A 19,094-nucleotide genomic window follows, 5' to 3' on the forward strand; every position below is an offset into this window, starting at 1 on the left:
ATGGCGACGGGCGCCGCCGACCTCTGGCGGTTGTCGGTGGGGCCGCGCACCATGGACCCATGAACGAAATGTCCGGATCAGCACGCTGCGGGATCGTCCCGCCGTACCTCCTGCAGGCGCTCGCCGCCGCCGACGGCCACGCTGCGGCGTCGGCCGAGCACACCCTGCGCCGCGACGTCGAGCACCGTTCGCGCCGTGAGGGACGCCCCACCGCCGCTTCCCCGCCCCGGGCTGCCGGGGGCACCACGACGTCCCCGTCAGCCACCGGTCCTGCCCCCGACGACGGGTCCGGACCGCAGCGCGTCGTCGGTGACGCCAAGGGGGCCGAGACCCTTCCCGGCACGACGGTTCGCCGTGAGGGCGAGGCGGCCACCGGCGACCCCGCTGCCGACGAGGCCTACGACGGCCTGGGCCAGACCTGGTCGCTCTACTCGCAGGCCTACGGCCGGGACTCGCTCGACGGCAAGGGGCTGCCGCTGCTCGCGACGGTGCACTACGGCAAGGACTACGACAACGCGTTCTGGGACGGCACGCAGATGGTGTTCGGCGACGGCGACGGCGAGGTCTTCAACCGGTTCACCGTCAGTGTCGACGTCATCGGCCACGAGCTGACCCACGGCGTGACCGAGCTGACCGCGGGACTGACCTACCAGGGCCAGTCGGGGGCGCTGAACGAGAGCGTGTCCGACGTGTTCGGGTCACTGGTGCGCCAGCGCGCCCTCGGACAGTCCGCAGAACAGGCCGACTGGCTCATCGGAGCCGGTCTGTTCACGGCGGACATCAAGGGGGTGGCGCTGCGTTCGATGAAGGCGCCGGGCACCGCGTACGACGACCCGCGGCTGGGCAAGGACCCGCAGCCGGCCACGATGGCCGGTTACGTCGAGACCACCGACGACAACGGCGGGGTCCACACCAACTCCGGTATTCCCAACCACGCGTTCTACCTGGCGGCGACCGCCATCGGCGGGAACGCCTGGGAGGCCCCCGGCCAGATCTGGTTCGACACCCTGACCGGCGACGGGATCGCCGCCGACTGCGACTTCGCCACCTTCGCCCGCCTCACCGTGGCCGCCGCCACCACGAGGTATGGCGCAGGGTCCAGCCAGGCGACGGCGGTCGAGCAGGCCTGGGCCGAGGTCGGGGTCGCGGTCACCGCCGGCCAGGGTCCGGCCGTGCCGTCCCCCACCGCGCCGTCCCCCACCGTCCCCTCCCCCGCTCCCGCGCCGGCGGAGCTCGTCCAGGTGCGGCGCACCGGGGGTCTCGCGGGGATGCGGCAGGCCCGCACCGTGGCGCTGTCCGAGCTCCCCGAACCCGATGCGAGCCAGTGGCGCAGTCTGCTCGCGGAGGACGGGTTGCACGCCCTGGCCGCGAGCCCGGGCGGGCGCACCATCCCCGACGCGTTCACCTACCACGTGGCCTGCCCACCGGACGGTGACGAGGTCACGCTGCCCGAGCACGGCATACCGGATCCGGTGCGGGAGCTGTTCCGCCGCACCCTCGGCGACTGACCGGTCAGGGCTGACGAGGTCGCGGTGTCAGCGGGTGGCCTGAATCGTCCGGATGATCCGGGTCATGACCGCCGCGCTGCGCGAGGCGCTGGCTGCCGTCGTCGAGACGTTGGCGATCCCGCCCGCGGTGCGGACCATGAGCGCGTCGCCGGCAACGGTCTTCGTCCCCGACGTGATCACGTAGCTGGCGCGCACGGCCGGTCCGGCCTTGGTCGTCACGTGCCGGATCTTCGTCACCGTGCCGCCCGAGCCGAACTCCAGCTGGCGCCGCAGGAGGTCGTCCGCAGGGATCTCCTGGTACGGCAGGTGCATCACGACGACGACCGTCGTACCGACCAGGATGGTGTCCGTCTGACGCAGCAGGCCGTCCTTGAGCTCGGTCGTCCCGACGCCGAGTCGAGCGGCCAGCGCCTTCATGGCCGGCGCCTGCGCGTTCTGGGTCAGCATGGCGTCCGCGTCGACGCGGCCGAGCTCGATCGGGGCGGCGAAGCTGATGCCGGCGGGCTTGACGGTCACGCGCTGCTCGTCGCCGCGGAGGGCGGTCGTGGACGAGGCTGCCGGCTTCGCGCTCGCCGACCTGGTGGCCTTCGGCGTGGAGGTGCCGGCGGCCGAGGCGGAGGTGCTCGGCGTGGAGGCGCCGGCGAGCGAGGTGGAGGTGCTCGGCGAAGGCACCGCGGTGCGGGTCGCCGTCTGGGTGATCTCGCCGGGGATCGGTGGTGGTGTGGTCAGGGTGGCCGACGAGAGACCGACCCCCGATCCACACCCGGACAGCCCGAGGGCCGCCACGACCAGCACGACGGACCCGGTCAGGCCCTTGGACACACGTCTCCCCCGCATGGCCGAGAAGATAGGTGGGCGGCTGCCTGTCGCGAGGGCCGAATGGGGGAAAATGGCCCAGACGGGCCATACCGGCGGTGCTCCTGCGGAACGGGCCCCACACGAGCCGCTCGCGGACGCCGGAAATCCCGAAATCTGGCTCTGGAGGACGGGGTGACGTACCGGGACTCCAAACCGGGCCCTTTTTTGGTTCAAATCGTGGCTCACGGGCCTCCTGACGCCCTGTGCGACCACCCTGACAGGTAGACTGGGGGGTGAAATCGCGGCCGGCTGGTCTCCACCAGAACGGCCGCGTGCCATGAGCAGGGAGCAGCGACGCGCCGGGGCGACCCCCGAGCGCGCTGCCCCACCGGAGAAGGAGCACCGTGTCCGAGTCTGACCAGACGCCACACGAGAGCACGCCGAGCACCACCCCGAACGACGCACCGGGAGCCACGCCCAACTCGGACCCCAGCGAGAACCTCACCGCAGCGCAGGCCGAGGCGGCCCGACTCGCGGCCGAGGCAGAGCTCGCCGGGGTGCCCGCCGGCGCCGACTACGACGCCAGCGCGATCACGGTCCTCGAGGGCCTCGAGGCGGTGCGCAAGCGTCCCGGCATGTACATCGGCTCGACCGGTGAGCGGGGACTGCACCACCTGGTGTGGGAGATCGTCGACAACGCCGTGGACGAGGCGCTGGCCGGCTACGCCGACACCATCGACGTCACGCTGCTCGCCGACGGCGGGGTGCGCGTCGTCGACAACGGCCGCGGCATCCCGACGGGCAACAACGACCAGTACGGCATGTCCACCGTCGAGCTCGTCCTGACGCAGCTGCACGCCGGCGGCAAGTTCGGCGGCGGTGGCTACAAGGTGTCCGGCGGCCTGCACGGCGTCGGCTCCTCCGTGGTCAACGCGCTGTCGACCCGCCTCGACGCCGAGGTGCACCAGCTCGGCCACGTCTTCCGGGTCTCCTTCGACCACGGTGAGGCCACGGCCCCCCTGGAGAAGATGGAGGCGTCGGACCGCACCGGCACCACCATCACCTACTGGGCCGACGGCGACATCTTCGAGACGACGACCTACGACTTCGAGACGATCCGCGCGCGCTTCCAGCAGATGGCGTTCCTCAACAAGGGCCTGACCATCAACCTGGTCGACGAGCGGGTCCCGGAGGCGGCGGTCGACGCCGACGAGGCCGATGTGGTCGACGTGACGGAGAAGAAGCCGCGCAAGGTCAGCTACAAGTACGACAATGGCCTGGTCGACTACGTCACGCACCTGGTCTCGTCCAAGAAGTCCGAGCCGGTCCACAACGAGATCATCTCGATCGAGTCCGAGGACACCGAGCGACAGCTGTCGCTCGAGCTCGCGATGCAGTGGACGACGGCGTACTCCGAGTCGGTGCACACCTACGCCAACACCATCAACACCCACGAGGGCGGCACCCACGAGGAGGGCTTCCGCGCGGCGATGACCAAGCTCATCAACGACTTCGCGCGCAAGCAGAACCTGCTCAAGGACAAGGACGACAACCTCACCGGCGACGACATCCGCGAAGGCCTCACGGCCGTCGTGTCGGTCAAGCTCGGCGAGCCGCAGTTCGAGGGCCAGACCAAGACCAAGCTCGGCAACTCCGAGGTCAAGGGGTTCGTCCAGCGGGCCATGACCGACGAGTTCGGCCACTGGCTCGAGGCGCACCCGACCGAGGGCAAGGACATCGTCCGCAAGTCGATCCAGGCCGCCGCCGCCCGCATGGCCGCCCGCAAGGCGCGCGAGGCGACCCGGCGCAAGGGCCTGCTCGAGTCCGGTGGCCTGCCCGGCAAGCTGCGCGACTGCCAGAGCAAGGACCCCTCGATCTCCGAGGTCTTCATCGTCGAGGGTGACTCGGCCGGCGGCTCGGCCGTGCGCGGTCGCAACCCGCACAACCAGGCGATCCTCCCGATCCGAGGCAAGATCCTCAACGTCGAGAAGGCCCGCATCGACAAGGTGCTCGCCAACAACGAGGTCCAGGCGCTGATCTCGGCGTTCGGCACCGGCATCGGCGAGGACTTCGACAAGACCAAGGCGCGCTACCACAAGATCGTGCTGATGGCCGATGCCGACGTCGACGGCCTGCACATCCGGACCCTGCTGCTGACGCTGCTCTTCCGGTTCATGCGTCCGCTGATCGAGGAGGGCTACGTCTACCTCGCGCAGCCGCCGCTGTACCGCCTCAAGTGGAGCAACCACGCGCACGAGTTCTCCTACTCCGACCGTGAGCGCGACGCCATGCTCAAGGCCGGGCAGTCCCAGGGCTGGCGCCTGCCGAAGGACGCGGGCATCCAGCGCTACAAGGGGCTGGGCGAGATGGACTACCAGGAGCTGTGGGAGACCACGATGGATCCTGACCACCGCGTGCTGCTGCAGGTCACGCTCGACGACGCGGCCGCGGCCGACGAGATCTTCGCGATCCTCATGGGTGAGGACGTCGAGAGCCGTCGTGGCTTCATCCAGCGCAACGCCCGCGACGTCCGCTTCCTGGACATCTAGGTATGCAGCGGGGCTCGCCGACGGTCGGCACTGCGGGGGGCGCTTGGCCTGTCCATCCGCAGCTCGCGCGCTGGGCGCACTCCCTGCTCCCGCCGACCCACCACGGCCTGCGCGCCCCCCGCAGCACCTCCCTCTGATCGTCACCGTTCCTCGTTGATACGCAAGGATTTTCATGACTGAGATACCGCCGATCGAGTACGACCGCACTGAGGCGGTCGACCTCAACGCCGAGATGCAGCGCAGCTACATCGACTATGCGATGACGGTCATCGTCAGCCGCGCGCTGCCCGACGTGCGTGACGGGCTCAAGCCGGTCCACCGCCGCGTGGTCTACGCGATGTACGACGGTGGCTACCGTCCGGACCGCGGCTACAACAAGTGCAGCCGCGTCGTCGGCGAGGTCATGGGTCAGTACCACCCGCACGGTGACTCCTCGATCTACGACGCCCTCGTCCGCCTGGTGCAGGACTGGTCCCTGCGGTACCCGCTGGTCGACGGGCAGGGCAACTTCGGGTCCCCGGGTGACGACCCGGCGGCAGCGCCGCGGTACACCGAGTGCCGGATGGCCCCGCTGGCCATGGAGATGGTCCGCGACATCCACGAGGAGACCGTCGACTTCCGCGACAACTACGACGGCAAGACGCAGGAGCCGACCGTCCTGCCGAGCCGGTTCCCGAACCTGCTCGTCAACGGCAGCTCCGGCATCGCCGTGGGCATGGCCACGAACATCCCGCCGCACAACCTGCGCGAGGTGGCCGACGCCGCCCAGTGGATCCTGGCCAACCCCGAGGCCGACCGCGAGGCCGTGCAGGCGGCGGTCGTCTCGAAGATCACCGGACCGGACTTCCCCACGGGCGCACTGATCCTGGGCCGCAAGGGGATCGAGGAGGCCTACCGCACCGGCCGTGGCTCGATCATCATGCGCGCGGTCGTCGAGGTCGAGGAGATCCAGGGCCGGCAGTGCCTCGTGGTCACCGAGCTGCCGTACCAGGTGAACCCCGACACCCTCGCGCAGAAGATCGCCGAGCTGACCAAGGAGGGCCGGCTCTCGGGCATCGCGGACATCCGCGACGAGACCTCGGGTCGTACCGGCCAGCGTCTGGTGGTCGTGCTCAAGCGCGACGCCGTTGCGAAGGTGGTGCTCAACAACCTCTACAAGCACACCCAGCTGCAGACGAACTTCGGCGCCAACATGCTCGCGCTCGTCGACGGGGTGCCGCGCACCCTGCCGATCGACGCCTTCATCCGCCACTGGGTCGACCACCAGATCGAGGTCATCCAGCGCCGGACGAAGTTCCGCCTGCGCAAGGCTGAGAACGAGATCCACATCCTGCGTGGTCTGCTCAAGGCGCTCGACGCCCTCGACGAGGTCATCGCCCTCATCCGCCGGTCGCAGACCGTCGAGGCGGCGCGCGACGGGCTGATCGCCCTGCTCGAGATCGACGAGATCCAGGCCCGCGCCATCCTCGAGATGCAGCTGCGCCGCCTGGCCGCCCTCGAGCGCCAGAAGATCATCGACGAGCACGACCGCCTCGAGGCCCTCATCCTCGACTTCGAGGACATCCTCGCCAAGCCCGAGCGCCAGCGGACGATCGTGTCCGAGGAGCTCGCGGAGATCGTCGACAAGTACGGCGACGACCGGCGCACCCGGATCGAGTTCTTCGACGGCGACATGTCGATGGAGGACCTCATCCCTGAGGAGGACGTGGTCGTCACCATCACCCGTGGTGGCTATGCGAAGCGGACCCGGGTCGACGCGTACCGGTCGCAGGGACGAGGCGGCAAGGGAGTCCGCGGCGCCTCGCTGCGCGGCGACGACATGGTGGACCACTTCTTCACCACCACCTCGCACCACTGGCTGCTCTTCTTCACCAACCTCGGACGGGTCTACCGCGCCAAGGCCTACGAGCTGCCGGACTCGGGCCGCGACGCCAAGGGCCAGCACGTCGCCAACCTGCTCGCGTTCCAGCCGGACGAGAAGATCGCCCAGGTCCTCGACGTGCGCGACTACGCCCAGCAGCCCTACCTCGTGCTCGCCACGAAGAACGGCCTGGTCAAGAAGACCCGCCTGGGCGACTACGACTCCCCGCGCAGCGGTGGGCTCATCGCCATCAACCTCAAGGACGGCGACGAGCTCGTCGCGGCCGACCTCGCGTCGCAGACCGACGACCTGCTCCTCGTGTCGCGCAAGGCCCAGTCGGTGCGGTTCCACGCCACCGACGAGCAGCTGCGCCCGATGGGCCGCGCCACCAGCGGCGTGACCGGGATGCGGTTCCGCGGCGACGACTCGCTGCTGTCGCTCAGCGTCATCCACGAGGGTGAGGACCCCGACGTGTTTGTGGTGTTCGAGAACGGCATGGCCAAGCGCAGCCCGTCCTCGGACTGGAACGCCAAGGGTCGTGGCGGCCTCGGTGTCGCCGTCGCCAAGATCACCGAGCGCAACGGCGACCTCGTGGGCGCCCTCACGGTGAGCGAGGACGACGAGGTCCTGGTCATCATGGGCAAGGGCAACATCGTGCGTATGCCGGTGGGTCCCGTCACCCGACGTGGCCGCAACACCCAGGGCATGAAGTTCGCCAGCCCGGGGAGCAGCGACTCCGTCGTGGCCGTCGCCCGGAACCCCGAGCGTGCCGCCGAGGAACTGAATGACTCTCAGGTCGCCGAGGGTGCCGAAGGCGACTCCCAGGCCGTCGATGCCGTACCGTCGTCGGAGAACGAGCAGGTCGCCCAGGTGGCCGGCGAGGGTGTCGACGAGTCGGTCGACACGGCGCCGGAGTCCACCGAGGAGACCGGGACTGACGCCAGCGGAGGTAACGAGTGAGCACGGCAGGCCAGACCAGCACCTCCCTGCCCGGTGGGAAGGAGTCCGGTGCCATGAGCCGCAACGCCGATGGTTCGGCAGCACCGCGCGCCGGCGCGCAGTCCCGACCCGGGGCAGCCACCACGGCGGCGAGCGCAGCCCGGGCCCGCCGGGTGAAGCTCACCGTCTCGCGGGTCGACCCCTGGTCGGCGATGAAGATGTCCTTCCTCATCTCGGTCGCCCTCGGCATCGCCGGTGTCGTCATGGTCGCGGTGCTGTGGATGATCCTCTCGGGCATGGGCGTCTTCTCCGAGGTCAACCGCCTGGTCGGGACCGTCTTCAACGACGCGCAGAACCCGTTCGACATCATGGACTTCCTCGGCTTCGGTCGGGTGCTGTCCCTGTCGATCGTCATCGGGGTCATCGACGTCATCCTGCTGACCGCCCTGAGCACCCTCGGAGCGTTCCTCTACAACATCTGCTCGGCCCTCGTCGGCGGCCTCCAGCTGACCCTCACCGACGACTGAGAGCCGGCCCCGCGGCATACGCGAAACCGCCCATCCTCCGGCCCCGGAGGGTGGGCGGTATCCGTTTTGGTGGGCGGGTCACCTGTCATGTAACCTCGTGCCTCGCGCCACCCTCCGTGGCGCAGCGGAGATTGGGCTCACGGGCCTATAGCTCAGACGGTTAGAGCGCTTCCCTGATAAGGAAGAGGCCACAGGTTCAAGTCCTGTTAGGCCCACCAATCCCGATCCCCGCGGGTTCCTCTGCGAGGGAAGGCGGACCGCCGTGAAGAAGATCCTGCTCCTCATTGCGACCGTCGTCGGGGCTGCCGCGGTGCAGAAGAAGCTCAAGGACCAGCAGGCCGAGAAAGACCTCTGGGCCCAGGCGACCGACTCACCCTCGTAGTCGCAGCCCGCACGTCGGGGGCCATGGCGCAATTGGTAGCGCACCTGCTTTGCAAGCAGGGGGTTAGGGGTTCGAGTCCCCTTGGCTCCACCACAGATCAGAGGCCCTTCCCGGTGTGCCGGGAGGGCCTCTTCCGTTTGCGCCGCCCGCTCCACTCGTTGCCGCGGCGTCGCGGGGTTAGGTTGGGCTGGGTGCCACCGACGTCACCCGCCGGGGCGAGCCGGACCCGGGCTGTTCACGAACATCGGAGTTCCTGATGCGCCGCACCACGAGTGTCCTCGCCACGACCCTCTTCACCGCAGCCCTGGGAGTGGGAGTTGCGGTCCCCGCCACCGCGAAGGTGAGTCCCCCCAAGGCGAACCACCACTCGATCAAGACGTCCCCCTACGTGGCGCTCGGTGACAGCTACGCCTCCGCGGCGGGGGTGGCCCCGCTCGTCGCCGGTGCCCCGGCCACCTGCAGCCGGTCGACGCTGAACTTCGCCCACGACCTGGCCGCCGCCACGCAGCCGAGGTCCTTCACCGACGTCACCTGCAGCGGCGCGAAGACCGCAGACTTCTACGGCTCGCAGGCTCCCGGTGTTGCGCCCCAGCTCGACGCGGTGACGAAGAAGACCCGGTTCGTGACCATGACGATCGGCGGCAACGACGAGGACGTCTTCACCAGCTCGTTCTTCGGCTGCGCGACGATCTCGGCGACCGACGTCCTGGGCAACCCGTGCCAGCGCAAGTACGGCACCACCTTCACCGACGCGATCGTCAACCAGACCTACCCCAACGTCCTGGCCGCGCTCAAGGCGGTACGCAAGAAGGCGCCCGCCGCGACGATCGCGATCGTGGGCTACCCGCAGATCCTCCCCGAGGTCGGCCGGCTCGACTGCTACCGCTCGATGCCGATCGCCATGGGTGACGTGCCCTGGCTCAAGCACGAGCAGGACGTCCTCAACGCCGTCATCGCCAAGGCGGCGCGGCAGGCAGGCGCCCGGTTCATCGACATGGCTGCCAGCTCCCGTGGGCACGACGCGTGCGCCCCCGTCGGCACTCGCTGGATCGAGCCGGCCATTGCACCGGTCAACGCCTTCCCGGTGCACCCGAACGCCACCGGCGAGGCCGCGATGGCCGAGCAGACCCTGCTCCAGCTCGGACTCTGACCCCGCGAGCCCCGGGGCGTCTGAGGGATCCGACGGTCAGGGGGCCAGCAGGGCCAAGGGGACGCGGCAGTTGACGCCGACGTCGTTGAGGCGGGCGACGAGCGGGCGCCCGTCGACGACGGGGAGGACCAACGGCTTCGGCTTGCCCGCCGCCAGCGACCGCGCGTACGCGTCGCGGGCAGTGACCAGCTGCTCCCAGTCGTCGATCCACTGGGCGGTCGGCTGGTCGGCGTCGACCACGCCCGGACCGAGGGAGCGCAGCGTGGTCAGCATCTCGACCACGGCGTCGTTCTGCGCGTTGATGGCGCCGAGCCGCTGGTTGCGTGGTGCGGACGTGGGCACCGCCGCCGCCGACACCGAGTCACGCATCGTCGCGCACGCCACGCCGACGGTCCGGGTGATCGCCGAGTTCTCGATGACCGCAGGGTTGTCGGTGTTGGCGAACGCCCAGAGCTTCACCAGGGCCACGGCGACGACGACCCCAGCGACCACCACGGAGACCCGAGCCGCCCAGACCCGCCAGCGCTCGGCGCGATCCGCCACGGAGACCTAGCCGTCCACCTCGACGGTCGGGGCTCCTGCCGCACTGGTCTGCACCGAGGCGATGCCGTTCTGGGCAGCGGACTTGCTCTCGTACGCCTCACCGACGGCGACGACCTGGCCGTTGCCGGCCTTGAGACGGAACCGCCACTTGCCGGCCTTGTCCTGGTAGAGCTCGAACTTCCCCGCCATGGCGCACCTCCGTCGAGTGGACAACCGAAACGCTTGGCAGCCTAGGACCGCCGGGTGCGCCCGTACAGGTCCACGAGGTGCGGACTCAGGCAGCGTCGACCGACATCGAGCGCACCCCTCGACCGGCCGGCTCCTCAGTGGGTCGCGCGGGCCTCGGCCATCGACTTGAGCTTCGTCATGGCGTCCATCGTCTGCTTCGGCAGGTCGCGACGGATGAGCGGGGTGAAGAGCTTGCCGAACCCCCGGGTGCCGATGTCGATCGAGTGCGTCAGGGTCGTGCCCACCCCGTCCGAGGCGGCGACGAAGTCCACCGTGACGTCCATCGTCTTGTCGGTGAACTTCATCGCGAAGTGGCGGTCGGGTTCGCGCGCGATGACCTCGCCGTCCATCGAACCCGTGCGCCGGCCGTCGTCGTAGTGGTACTTCAGCTTGGTGCCGACGTCGTTGGCCCCGGCGTCGAGCTTGTCGATCCCGGTGCACCGCGACAGCCACTGCGGTGTCTGGCTGAAGTCGTCGACGATCGCGAAGACCACGGACGGTGGGGCGCTGACGGACAGCGTGTGTGCGAAGCGGGGCATGACAGGTCTCCGGACACGTCGAGGGGTCGTGCAGGGGTGCGGACACCGTACTGCTCCGTGCCACCCTCCGGGTCCGTCGCACGGACGAGTTCGCGCCGGCAGCTAGGGGGTGGGAGGTATGGCGTGCACCTCAAGGCCGGGCGGGGCCGGCCGGGGGCGACGGGGCTCCCGCACCCCTGCCGGTCCACCGTCGGCGCCGGGTCCGGCGAAGAGGCCGACCAGGCGGCGGCCACGGACCCGGCGCTGCCGGTACACGGCATACGCGGTGACGTCCGTGGCGTCGGTGGGAGCGAGGGAACGCACCAGGGCGACCGCCTCCCCGGCGTTGTCCGCGGGGACGTTGCACGTGCTCAGCCCGCCGCGACGCGAGCGCGCGGTGACGTCGAAGGTCCTCATCACCCCAGCGTGCGCTCCCGAGCCCCCGACGACAAGACCTCAGGTGATGCGCAGGCGAGGGGGGCCGGCGACCGTGTGACCGACGACCGGGGCACCGGGCACCTCACCGACCACGAGCAGGCCACCGCTGGTCTGGGCGTCGGCGAGCATGAGCAGCACCTCCTCGGAGACCTCGGCGTCCAGGTGGGGGCGCACCCAGTCGAGGTTGCGTCGCGTTCCGCCGCTGACGTACCCCTCCCGCAGCGACTCCCGGGCCCCGTCGAGCACCGGCACCGCCGTCGAGTCGAGCACGGCCCCCACCCCGGACGCGCGCAGCAGCTTCCACAGGTGCCCGAGCAGCCCGAACCCGGTCACGTCGGTCGCCGCCCGCGCCCCGCCCGCGACGGCAGCGGCGGAGGCGACGTCGTTGAGCGCGACCATCGAGGCCACCGCATGGGGGAAGACCTCACCGGTCGACTTGTGGCGGTTGTTCAGGACCCCCACCCCGATCGGCTTGGTCAGGCTGATGGGCAGCCCGGCCACGGCGGCGTCGTTGCGCAGCAACAGGTTCGGGTCGGCCAGGCCGGTCACGGCCATCCCGTACTTCGGCTCGGGGTCGTCGATGCTGTGCCCGCCAGCGACCGCACAGCCGGCGGACCGGGCGACGTCCAGGCCCCCGCGGAGCACCTCGCGCAACAGCTCCAACGGCAGGACCGCCCGTGGCCAGCCCACGAGGTTGACCGCCAGGACGGGACGCCCGCCCATCGCGTAGACGTCGGAGAGGGCGTTCGCCGCGACGATGCGCCCGAAGTCGTAGGCGTCGTCCACGACCGGGGTGAAGAAGTCGGCGGTGCTGATCACCGCGGTGCCGCCGTCGATGCGCAGCACGGCCGCGTCGTCGCCGTCGTCGAGCCCGACCAGGAGGTCGCCGTCACCGGCTCCGACCGGTGCGCCGCCGACGAGACCGCGGACGACCTCCTCGAGCTCCCCGGGCGGGATCTTGCAGGCGCACCCCCCACCGGAGGCGTACTGCGTCAGCCGGACAGGCGTCCCGGTGGTCGCGTCGAGGGTGCTCACCGTGCCTACGCTAGCCTCGCCAGCGGAGGCGTACAGGTGCCTGGTGGCCCTCCCGGTCTTCAAAACCGGTGAAGCCGAGCAGCTCGGCTTGGCGGGTTCGATTCCCGTCCGCCTCCGCCACGACAGGAGGACGTATGCCGCAGCCGCAACCGGGCGACGTGCGTCGCCTCGTGCCACGTACCGACACCGTCCTTGCGGAAACCGCTGTGGCAGAGGCGATCTCGCGCCTGGGTCGAGACACGGTCCGGACCGCCGTGGTGGCCGCGCAGGAGCAGGTGCGTCGCGGCGGCATACGTCCGGACGAGCTGGTGTCAGCGACGTTGGCAGCGCTGCCCACCCGGGCGACCACGCTCACGCCGGTGCTCAACGCGACCGGGGTCGTGATCCACACCAACCTCGGACGGGCACCGCTGTCGGCTGCCGCGGTCGAGGCCGTCGTCGCCGCGTCAGGCACCGTGGACGTCGAGCTCGACCTCGCCACCGGCAACCGGTCGACGCGTGGTCGGGGCACGCTCGCCGCCCTCCTCGGCGCGGTGCCGTCCGCCGGTGGGGCCCTCGTCGTCAACAACGGGGCCGCCGCCCTGGTGCTCGCCACGACCGCCCTCGCCGCCGGACGCGAGGTGGTGGTCAGCCGCGGGCAGATGGTCGAGATCGGCGACGGGTTCCGCCTGCCCGACCTCATCGAGAGCACCGGCGCCCGGCTGCGGGAGGTCGGCACCACGAACCGCACCACGCTGGCCGACTACGAGCGCGCCCTCGGCCCCGAGACCGGCTGCATCCTCGTGGTGCACCCCAGCAACTTCCGCGTCGAGGGGTTCACCGCATCGGTCGGCATCCGCGCGCTCGCCGGACTCGGTGTGCCGGTGGTCCACGACATCGGCAGCGGCCTGCTGCGTCCACACCCGCTCCTGCCCGACGAACCGGATGCGACGACCTCCCTGCGCGGCGGGGCCGCGGTCGTGACGTGCAGCGGCGACAAGCTGCTCGGTGGACCACAGGCCGGCCTGGTCCTCGGCACGGCCGACGTCGTCGATCGTCTGCGCCGCCACCCGCTGGCCCGTGCCCTGCGGGCCGACAAGACCACGCTCGCCGGGCTGGAGGCCACCGTGCGCGGCCCCCGCCCCCCGGTGTGGGAGGCGCTCGAGGCCGACCCGAGGGCACTGCGGTCCCGCTGTGAACGCCTGGCCGCGGAGGTCACCGGTCCGGTGGCCGCCAGCCACCCCGCGCACGTCGTCGAGGTGGTGCCCGCCGACGGTGTCGTCGGTGGCGGCGGTGCACCCGGACTCCCCCTGCCGGGGTGGGCAGTCGCCCTCCCCGAGCCGTATGCCGCCGCGCTGAGGGCGCTCGACCGCCCCGTCCTCGCGCGCCTGGACCACGGCCGTTGCCTGGTCGACCTGCGGTGCGTCCCCGGCGAGCGGGACGCGGACGTCGCGGCGGCCATCCGGTTGGCCGGGCGCACGACGTAGATGGCGGTCGTCGCCACCGCCGGCCACGTGGACCACGGCAAGTCCACCCTGGTCCGCCTGCTCACCGGCACCGAGCCGGACCGGTGGGCCGAGGAACGCGACCGTGGACTGACGATCGACCTCGGCTACGCCTGGACCGACCTCGACGGGGTGCACCTGTCCCTGGTCGACGTGCCCGGCCACGAGCGGTTCGCCGCCAACATGCTGGCCGGACTGGGGGCCGTCGCCGGGGTGATGTTCGTCGTGGCGGCCGACGAGGGCTGGGCCCGACAGTCGGAGGAGCATGCCCGAGCTGTCGCGGCACTCGGCCTGCGCGAGGTGCTGCTCGTCGTCACCCGGTGCGACCTCGTCGACGAGTCGAGGGCGCTCCGTTCGGCGCGAGCCGCGGTCGAGCACCTGGCCGCCCTGGGCCTGGCGGCCCGCGAGTTCGTCCTCGTCTCGGGTCGCACCGGCGCCGGGTTGCCCGGGTTGCGTGAGGCGCTGCGCCGGCTCGCTGTCGCCGTGGGGGACGCGGACCCGGAGGCACCGGTACGGCTGTGGCTGGACCGCGCGTTCACCGTGCGTGGCGTGGGTACCGTCGTCACCGGCACCCTGACCGCGGGCACGGTGCAGGTCGAGGACGAGCTGCTGCTGCGCGGTGAGGTGGTCCGGGTCCGCGGGGTGCAGACCAGTGACCGGCCCGTCGACCGGGTGGCGGCGCCAGCGCGGGTGGCGCTCAACCTGCGGGCGGTCCCGCTCGACGGGGTCGCCCGGGGGGACGTGCTGCTCGACCCGCGCCTGCCCGGCCCGGCAGCGGTCGTGGACGTGACCACCTACGAACCCTGGCCACGCGGCGCCATACCCCGGTCGTGGCCGCGCCAGCTCGTGCTTCACGTGGGCACGGCCGCAGTGGGCGTGCACGTCCACGCGATGGCCGACGGGCGGCTCCGGCTGCGACCCGCCACCGCCCTGCCGCTGGCGCTCGGCGACCGCGGGGTGCTGAGGGATCCGGGGCTGCACGAGGTGCGCGCCGGTGTCGAGGTGGTGGCGCTCGACCCGCCGCGGCGACGTCAGCGACCGACGGTTACTCGTCAGGGTGCTGCCGACGAACCCGGCACGGCCCCCACCAACGGCGACGACGGACCCCTGGCGACGCTGGGGTCGTGGTTGGCGGTCCACCCCCTCGACCCGCCCACCCGGGAGCAGCTCGGGAGCTGGGGAGTGACCGCCCACGTGCTCGCGGGAGCAGAACGAGCCGGACAGGTGACCCGCCTCTGCGGACTGGTGCTGGCCGGCGACGCGGTGGCTCGCGCCACGGACGCCATCCAGGGGCTGGCCGAGCCGTTCCGCCCCGGTGACGCAGCCGCCGCGCTGCAAACCTCGCGCCGGGTGGTCATCGCCCTGCTCGAACGGCTCGACAGCCTCATGGTGACGCGCCGGCTCCCCGACGGGACGCGGGTGGTGCGGTAGCCGACGTCAGGGAGCGACGGTGATGGTGCCGCCCTCGAAGGTGCAGGTCATGGTGCCGTCGGCGAGGCGCCGGGTGTCCGTGAGGGGATAGCCGTAGGGGCCGGTCGCCCCGCCCTGCGCCTTCCACTCCGCCCGGACCGAGCCGAGCACCCGTCGGCCGGGCCCGGTGCCGAGCGCCCAGACGTCGCCGCCCTGGAAGCTCTGGTAGACCCCTCGCGCTGCCGTCCCCTGCGCCCCGGTGGGGAAGTGCAGCCAGCCCTGGTCGCGCCCACCGGCGACCCACGCCGTGTGGATGACACCGCTGATCGCCTGGGTGGTCGTCGAGGCCGAGTCGATGATGCAGCCCTTCTGGAAGCGCTGGACCCATGCGCCGTTGCCGAGGTCCTCCTTCGGCGCGACCGGGTAGCCCAGCCGCCCGGTCTCCCGGCCCTCGCGCTTCCAGACGTCCCACCGGACGCTCCACACGGACTGGATGGTCGTCGAGGCCGAGTCGACGACGCAGCCGGACTGGAACTCCTGCCGCCAGCCTCCGTCGACCATGCCGGAGTACCGGTTGCTGATCGGGTACCCGAGCCGTCCGGACTCGCGCCCCTCGCTCACCCAGAGGGTGTACGCGTCGGCGTAGACGACCTTCGGCGCGGTGCTCGGCGAGTCGGCGATCGCGCCGCGCTCGAAGAGCTGGACCCAGCCGCCCTGCGCCCGCCCCGTCATCCAGTCGCTGGCGGGGTAGCCCAGCAGACCCTTGACCCCGTCGACCTGGGTCCACACGGTCTTCACGACGTTGGGCACCGCGCGGGTACCCGTCCTGGAGTTCGTGTGGATCGAGCCACCCTGGTAGTCGACCCGGGTGCCGCGGTTGTCGCCGTTGTCCTTGATCGGCCCGAGGGACGACTTGAGGAACGACCCCTGGGCGCCCATGTCGCGGTACTTCTTCTCGATGACGCCCCAGCGTGGGAGCAGGGGTGAGCTGTGCTCGTTGGTGCGGTTGTCCTGCAGCGAGGTCGTCGTGCAGGCGTCCCACTTGTAGGGGGCGACACAGCTGACGACCCGGCAGTGCACGCCTCCGCTGCACTTCACCTGGGTGTTGCACTGGCCGTACCGGAAGGCGTTGCAGCAGACGCGGCGCTGGTCGCACGTGGCGCTCGAACCGGTGCCGCAGGAACAGCTCCAGCACTTGCTGTCGCAGATGCCGTCGGTGCAGCCGGTCGAGCACTTGGAGCAGGAGGCGTTGCAGTCGACGATGTACCGGTAGCCGCCACCGCACCACGAGGAGTCGGCGGCCTTCCACCACCCGGCCGCGAAGCTGCCGGGCGGACAGGTGTTGGCGCCCTTGTTGACCGTCGCGCAGAACACCGTCCAGCCGCTGCTGGCGGTGTTGCCGGGGCCGCAGATCGTCGCGTACGCCGGCTGGGGCCGCAGGACGTAGTCCTTCGGTCGCGTCGCGAGGGCCGAGCCGGCCACCGCCGCACCGACGAACACGTCGCGGCGGGACACCGGGCGCATCCGCCGCGTCAGCGAGGTGACGAACCCGGCGATGCCGCCCGGGCCGGCGTTGAGGTCGTCGAGGGCGCTCACGGGTGTCCTCCCTGTCGGGCCAGGGTGGCCCGGTCGGTGATGCTCAACGAGTTGACGAGGGCGACCGCCCGGGGCACCGAACCCATCCGTCGGGCGTGGCTGCCGAGCACGGTGAACAGGCAGAACGCCCGACCACCCGAGCTGAAGAAGTGCTGGGACGCGCTCAGCCCCGGCAGCGGGCGCTGCAACCGGTTCGGGCCGAACTGCGACGGGGCCAGGCGGGGCAGCCCCTGCTTCTCGAACAGGCCCTGGTCGGCGACCTCGGTGCCGTAGTCGACGAGGGCGACGAAGATGTCGTCCGGGCCGAGGAGGTCGACCACCCCGGTCCCGAAGTCCCCGCGTGCCGTCGGCATCGGTCTGGTGCAGGCGTGCAGGACCGGGCGGGTCACGTCCTCGGCAGCTCCCCGGGCGGTGGGGCCCAGGTCGGTGGCACCGGGACGCCGTGAGACGGCGACGTGCCACCCCCGAGGTGCCTGAGCGGCGAGTCCGTATGCGTCTGCCATGGTTCAGCTCCCAACTGCGGCGACCAGCAGTGCGGCGGCCGCTCCTCCCAGCGCCACCCTAGCGATGATTCGTGCCGGTTTGGCCCAACGCTCCACCCGGGTGAACACGGCGTGCAGCGCGGCCCGGTCGGTGACCCGGCCCATGAGCAGCGACGGGAGGGCGCGGACCACGCCGAACACCGCCCCGATGGCCAGCCCGGCACCGAGCTGCCCGGAGAGGCCGGCGAGCAGCACCACGCCATACGTCGTCGCACTCGTGATGATCGTGACGAGGCCGAACCCGAGCTGCACCCCGAACCCCAGTCCCATCACCCAGCCGCGGTACTCGTCGAGCCAGTCGACGTCGACCTGGCGGCGCCACGAAGGCACCATCCGGTTGCCCGGCGCCGAGTCGAAGCCCAGGCCGACGAGCAGCAGCAGGGCCACGACACCGAGGGCCCAGGGCGAGGCGCGCACGTCCTCGGGCACGGCGGAGCCGAGCAGGGCGGCGAGGGCACCGAGCCCGAGACCGCCGACCAACGACCCGACGAGGTATGCCGCGGTGGTCAGCCACCAGCGGGAGTTCCTGGCCCGCTCACCGAGCGGGCTGATGCTCGAGAGCATCGACTCACCTCAAGGGGACCACGTGGCGCGCACGGCGGCGACCGCCGCCATGGGCAGGCCCAGGGCGAGGGCCAGGACGGTGACGGACACGGGTCAGTGCTCGCGCCGGCCGGGCACTGCGTGCTCGTGGGCGTCGTCGTGGTCGTGCCCGTGGTGGTCGTGACCCTCGTGGTCGTGCCCGCTGTGGTCGTGGTCGTGCTGGTGGTCGTGCCCGTCATGGTCGTCCGGGCCTTCGGGGTCAGGCGACTCGTACAGGCTGGGGTGACCCGGCGCGATCCCTGCCGCGAGCAGCTCACCGTCCATGCGGGGGAGGTTGTCGCGCTCGCCGCGGCCGAGGTCGTCACCCACGAGCGCTCCGGGGCCGCTGCGGCCGGCCGCGGCACGGGCCTCCTCGCTGTCGGACACCCCCTGGGCCATCAGGTCGCGGACCTGCGGCCACGTGGTCGCCGAGCCCTCGCCGGTGACCTGGCCCCCCTCGACGTAGACGAAGTAGGGCGAGCCGGGGATGTCGTAGTCGAGCCAGGCGGCGGAGGACTGGATCACGGGCACATCGCCGGCGAGCGACCGGAGGCTCGGGACCGACTCCTCCTCGGGGCCCTTGGCGACGACTCGAAGGGCACCGTCGCCGGGCACGTCGACACCGCGCTGGAACTCCTCCCAGAACGTCTGGCAGACGCTGCAGCCGCTGGTGAGGAAGGCGAGCAGGGTCCGCTGGCCGGGGGCCGTCACGACGACCTCGGATGCGGCGCGCTCGAGGTCGGTGCCGACGATGTCGTGCGCCTTCGTCGAGTCGTGCCGGGTGGCCGGGATGACCCCGGTCTCCAGCTCGACCGGCACGGGACCGGGCTTGCCGCCCGTGGTCGCGGTGGTCACCCCCGTGCCGGCGTCCTTCTCGAGCTCGAGGCCTGCCCCGAGCTCGTGGAGGGCCTTGAGGATGAGCGCGTGGCTGCGCAGCAGGCCGAGCACGAGGACGCCGAGCAGGACGACGGCGACCCCCTCGGCGATGACGACGGCAAGCATGG

At 71.3% G+C, this 19,094-nt stretch carries 18 protein-coding genes and 3 tRNA genes; 11 read left to right on the forward strand and 10 right to left on the reverse strand.

The genetic code is table 11. The features are described 5' to 3' along the window. The first annotated feature begins 59 nt into the window (after nucleotides 1-59). A complete protein-coding gene (locus ASC58_RS12320) occupies nucleotides 60-1,508 on the forward strand; it encodes a protealysin inhibitor emfourin (protein ID WP_082553241.1) in 1,449 nt (482 codons plus the stop codon). A 27-nt stretch (nucleotides 1,509-1,535) separates the two neighbouring features. On the opposite strand, the gene ASC58_RS12325 is transcribed toward ASC58_RS12320, so the two are convergent. Beyond that, entirely contained in the window at nucleotides 1,536-2,345 is an 810-nt protein-coding gene (locus ASC58_RS12325; RefSeq protein WP_157598477.1) for a hypothetical protein, read from the reverse strand. Nucleotides 2,346-2,863: 518 nt separating this feature from the next. Here ASC58_RS12325 and gyrB point away from each other — a divergent pair. From gyrB to ASC58_RS12355, 7 genes are all read left to right on the forward strand, one after another. Continuing rightward, nucleotides 2,864-4,855, forward strand: a complete 1,992-nt coding sequence (gene gyrB, locus ASC58_RS12330; RefSeq protein ID WP_056917335.1) for a DNA topoisomerase (ATP-hydrolyzing) subunit B — start codon at nucleotides 2,864-2,866, stop codon at nucleotides 4,853-4,855. A 172-nt stretch (nucleotides 4,856-5,027) separates the two neighbouring features. Then, on the forward strand, nucleotides 5,028-7,676 hold the full coding sequence (gyrA, locus tag ASC58_RS12335) for a DNA gyrase subunit A (protein ID WP_056916077.1): 2,649 nt from the start codon (nucleotides 5,028-5,030) through the stop codon (nucleotides 7,674-7,676). Then, nucleotides 7,673-8,182 carry a DUF3566 domain-containing protein gene (locus tag ASC58_RS12340; protein ID WP_235529213.1) on the forward strand — a complete coding sequence of 170 codons (510 nt, stop codon included), beginning with the start codon at nucleotides 7,673-7,675 and terminating at the stop codon, nucleotides 8,180-8,182. Before gyrA ends, ASC58_RS12340 begins: the two co-directional genes overlap by 4 nt. A 141-nt stretch (nucleotides 8,183-8,323) precedes the next feature. Next, nucleotides 8,324-8,400, forward strand: a tRNA-Ile gene (locus tag ASC58_RS12345). A 44-nt stretch (nucleotides 8,401-8,444) separates the two neighbouring features. After that, nucleotides 8,445-8,564 carry a DLW-39 family protein gene (locus ASC58_RS21650; protein ID WP_235529214.1) on the forward strand — a complete coding sequence of 40 codons (120 nt, stop codon included), beginning with the start codon at nucleotides 8,445-8,447 and terminating at the stop codon, nucleotides 8,562-8,564. 17 nt (nucleotides 8,565-8,581) lie between these two features. Continuing rightward, a tRNA-Ala gene (locus tag ASC58_RS12350) sits at nucleotides 8,582-8,657 on the forward strand. Between the two features lie 163 nt (nucleotides 8,658-8,820). Next, nucleotides 8,821-9,714: an SGNH/GDSL hydrolase family protein gene (locus ASC58_RS12355; RefSeq protein ID WP_056919481.1), complete on the forward strand. Its 894-nt coding sequence runs from the start codon at nucleotides 8,821-8,823 to the stop codon at nucleotides 9,712-9,714. A 36-nt stretch (nucleotides 9,715-9,750) separates the two neighbouring features. On the opposite strand, the gene ASC58_RS12360 is transcribed toward ASC58_RS12355, so the two are convergent. The 5 genes from ASC58_RS12360 to selD form a co-directional block, all read right to left on the reverse strand. Continuing rightward, a complete protein-coding gene (locus ASC58_RS12360) occupies nucleotides 9,751-10,257 on the reverse strand; it encodes a hypothetical protein (RefSeq protein WP_056916075.1) in 507 nt (168 codons plus the stop codon). Between the two features lie 6 nt (nucleotides 10,258-10,263). Then, entirely contained in the window at nucleotides 10,264-10,446 is a 183-nt protein-coding gene (locus tag ASC58_RS12365) for a YegP family protein (RefSeq protein ID WP_056916074.1), read from the reverse strand. Between the two features lie 134 nt (nucleotides 10,447-10,580). Beyond that, nucleotides 10,581-11,024, reverse strand: coding sequence for an SRPBCC family protein (locus ASC58_RS12370; protein ID WP_056919482.1), 444 nt, complete (start codon nucleotides 11,022-11,024; stop codon nucleotides 10,581-10,583). Between the two features lie 102 nt (nucleotides 11,025-11,126). After that, nucleotides 11,127-11,420: a hypothetical protein gene (locus tag ASC58_RS12375; protein ID WP_056919483.1), complete on the reverse strand. Its 294-nt coding sequence runs from the start codon at nucleotides 11,418-11,420 to the stop codon at nucleotides 11,127-11,129. 39 nt (nucleotides 11,421-11,459) lie between these two features. Beyond that, nucleotides 11,460-12,476, reverse strand: coding sequence for a selenide, water dikinase SelD (gene selD, locus ASC58_RS12380; protein ID WP_056919484.1), 1,017 nt, complete (start codon nucleotides 12,474-12,476; stop codon nucleotides 11,460-11,462). Between the two features lie 24 nt (nucleotides 12,477-12,500). Between selD and ASC58_RS12385 the strand changes: the two genes are divergently transcribed. The 3 genes from ASC58_RS12385 (at nucleotide 12,501) to selB (ending at nucleotide 15,391) form a co-directional block, all read left to right on the forward strand. After that, a tRNA-Sec gene (locus tag ASC58_RS12385) sits at nucleotides 12,501-12,596 on the forward strand. Between the two features lie 14 nt (nucleotides 12,597-12,610). Next, nucleotides 12,611-13,942, forward strand: a complete 1,332-nt coding sequence (selA, locus tag ASC58_RS12390) for an L-seryl-tRNA(Sec) selenium transferase (RefSeq protein WP_056919485.1) — start codon at nucleotides 12,611-12,613, stop codon at nucleotides 13,940-13,942. Next, nucleotides 13,943-15,391: a selenocysteine-specific translation elongation factor gene (selB, locus tag ASC58_RS12395; protein WP_056919486.1), complete on the forward strand. Its 1,449-nt coding sequence runs from the start codon at nucleotides 13,943-13,945 to the stop codon at nucleotides 15,389-15,391. A gap of 6 nt (nucleotides 15,392-15,397) precedes the next feature. Here the strand turns inward: selB and ASC58_RS12400 are convergent, their stop codons facing one another. The 4 genes from ASC58_RS12400 to ASC58_RS21035 form a co-directional block, all read right to left on the reverse strand. Then, a complete protein-coding gene (locus ASC58_RS12400; RefSeq protein ID WP_056919487.1) occupies nucleotides 15,398-16,966 on the reverse strand; it encodes a hypothetical protein in 1,569 nt (522 codons plus the stop codon). Beyond that, nucleotides 16,963-17,469, reverse strand: coding sequence for a hypothetical protein (locus ASC58_RS12405; protein ID WP_056919488.1), 507 nt, complete (start codon nucleotides 17,467-17,469; stop codon nucleotides 16,963-16,965). Before ASC58_RS12405 ends, ASC58_RS12400 begins: the two co-directional genes overlap by 4 nt. A gap of 3 nt (nucleotides 17,470-17,472) precedes the next feature. Then, nucleotides 17,473-18,072, reverse strand: coding sequence for a hypothetical protein (locus tag ASC58_RS12410; protein WP_056919489.1), 600 nt, complete (start codon nucleotides 18,070-18,072; stop codon nucleotides 17,473-17,475). A gap of 93 nt (nucleotides 18,073-18,165) precedes the next feature. After that, complete coding sequence (locus ASC58_RS21035; protein WP_056919490.1) at nucleotides 18,166-19,092, reverse strand: hypothetical protein; 927 nt, start codon at nucleotides 19,090-19,092, stop codon at nucleotides 18,166-18,168. Nucleotides 19,093-19,094: the final 2 nt, after the last annotated feature.

This window comes from Phycicoccus sp. Root101 (assembly GCF_001426245.1).
In the GTDB taxonomy this organism is placed as follows: Bacteria; Actinomycetota; Actinomycetes; order Actinomycetales; family Dermatophilaceae; genus Pedococcus.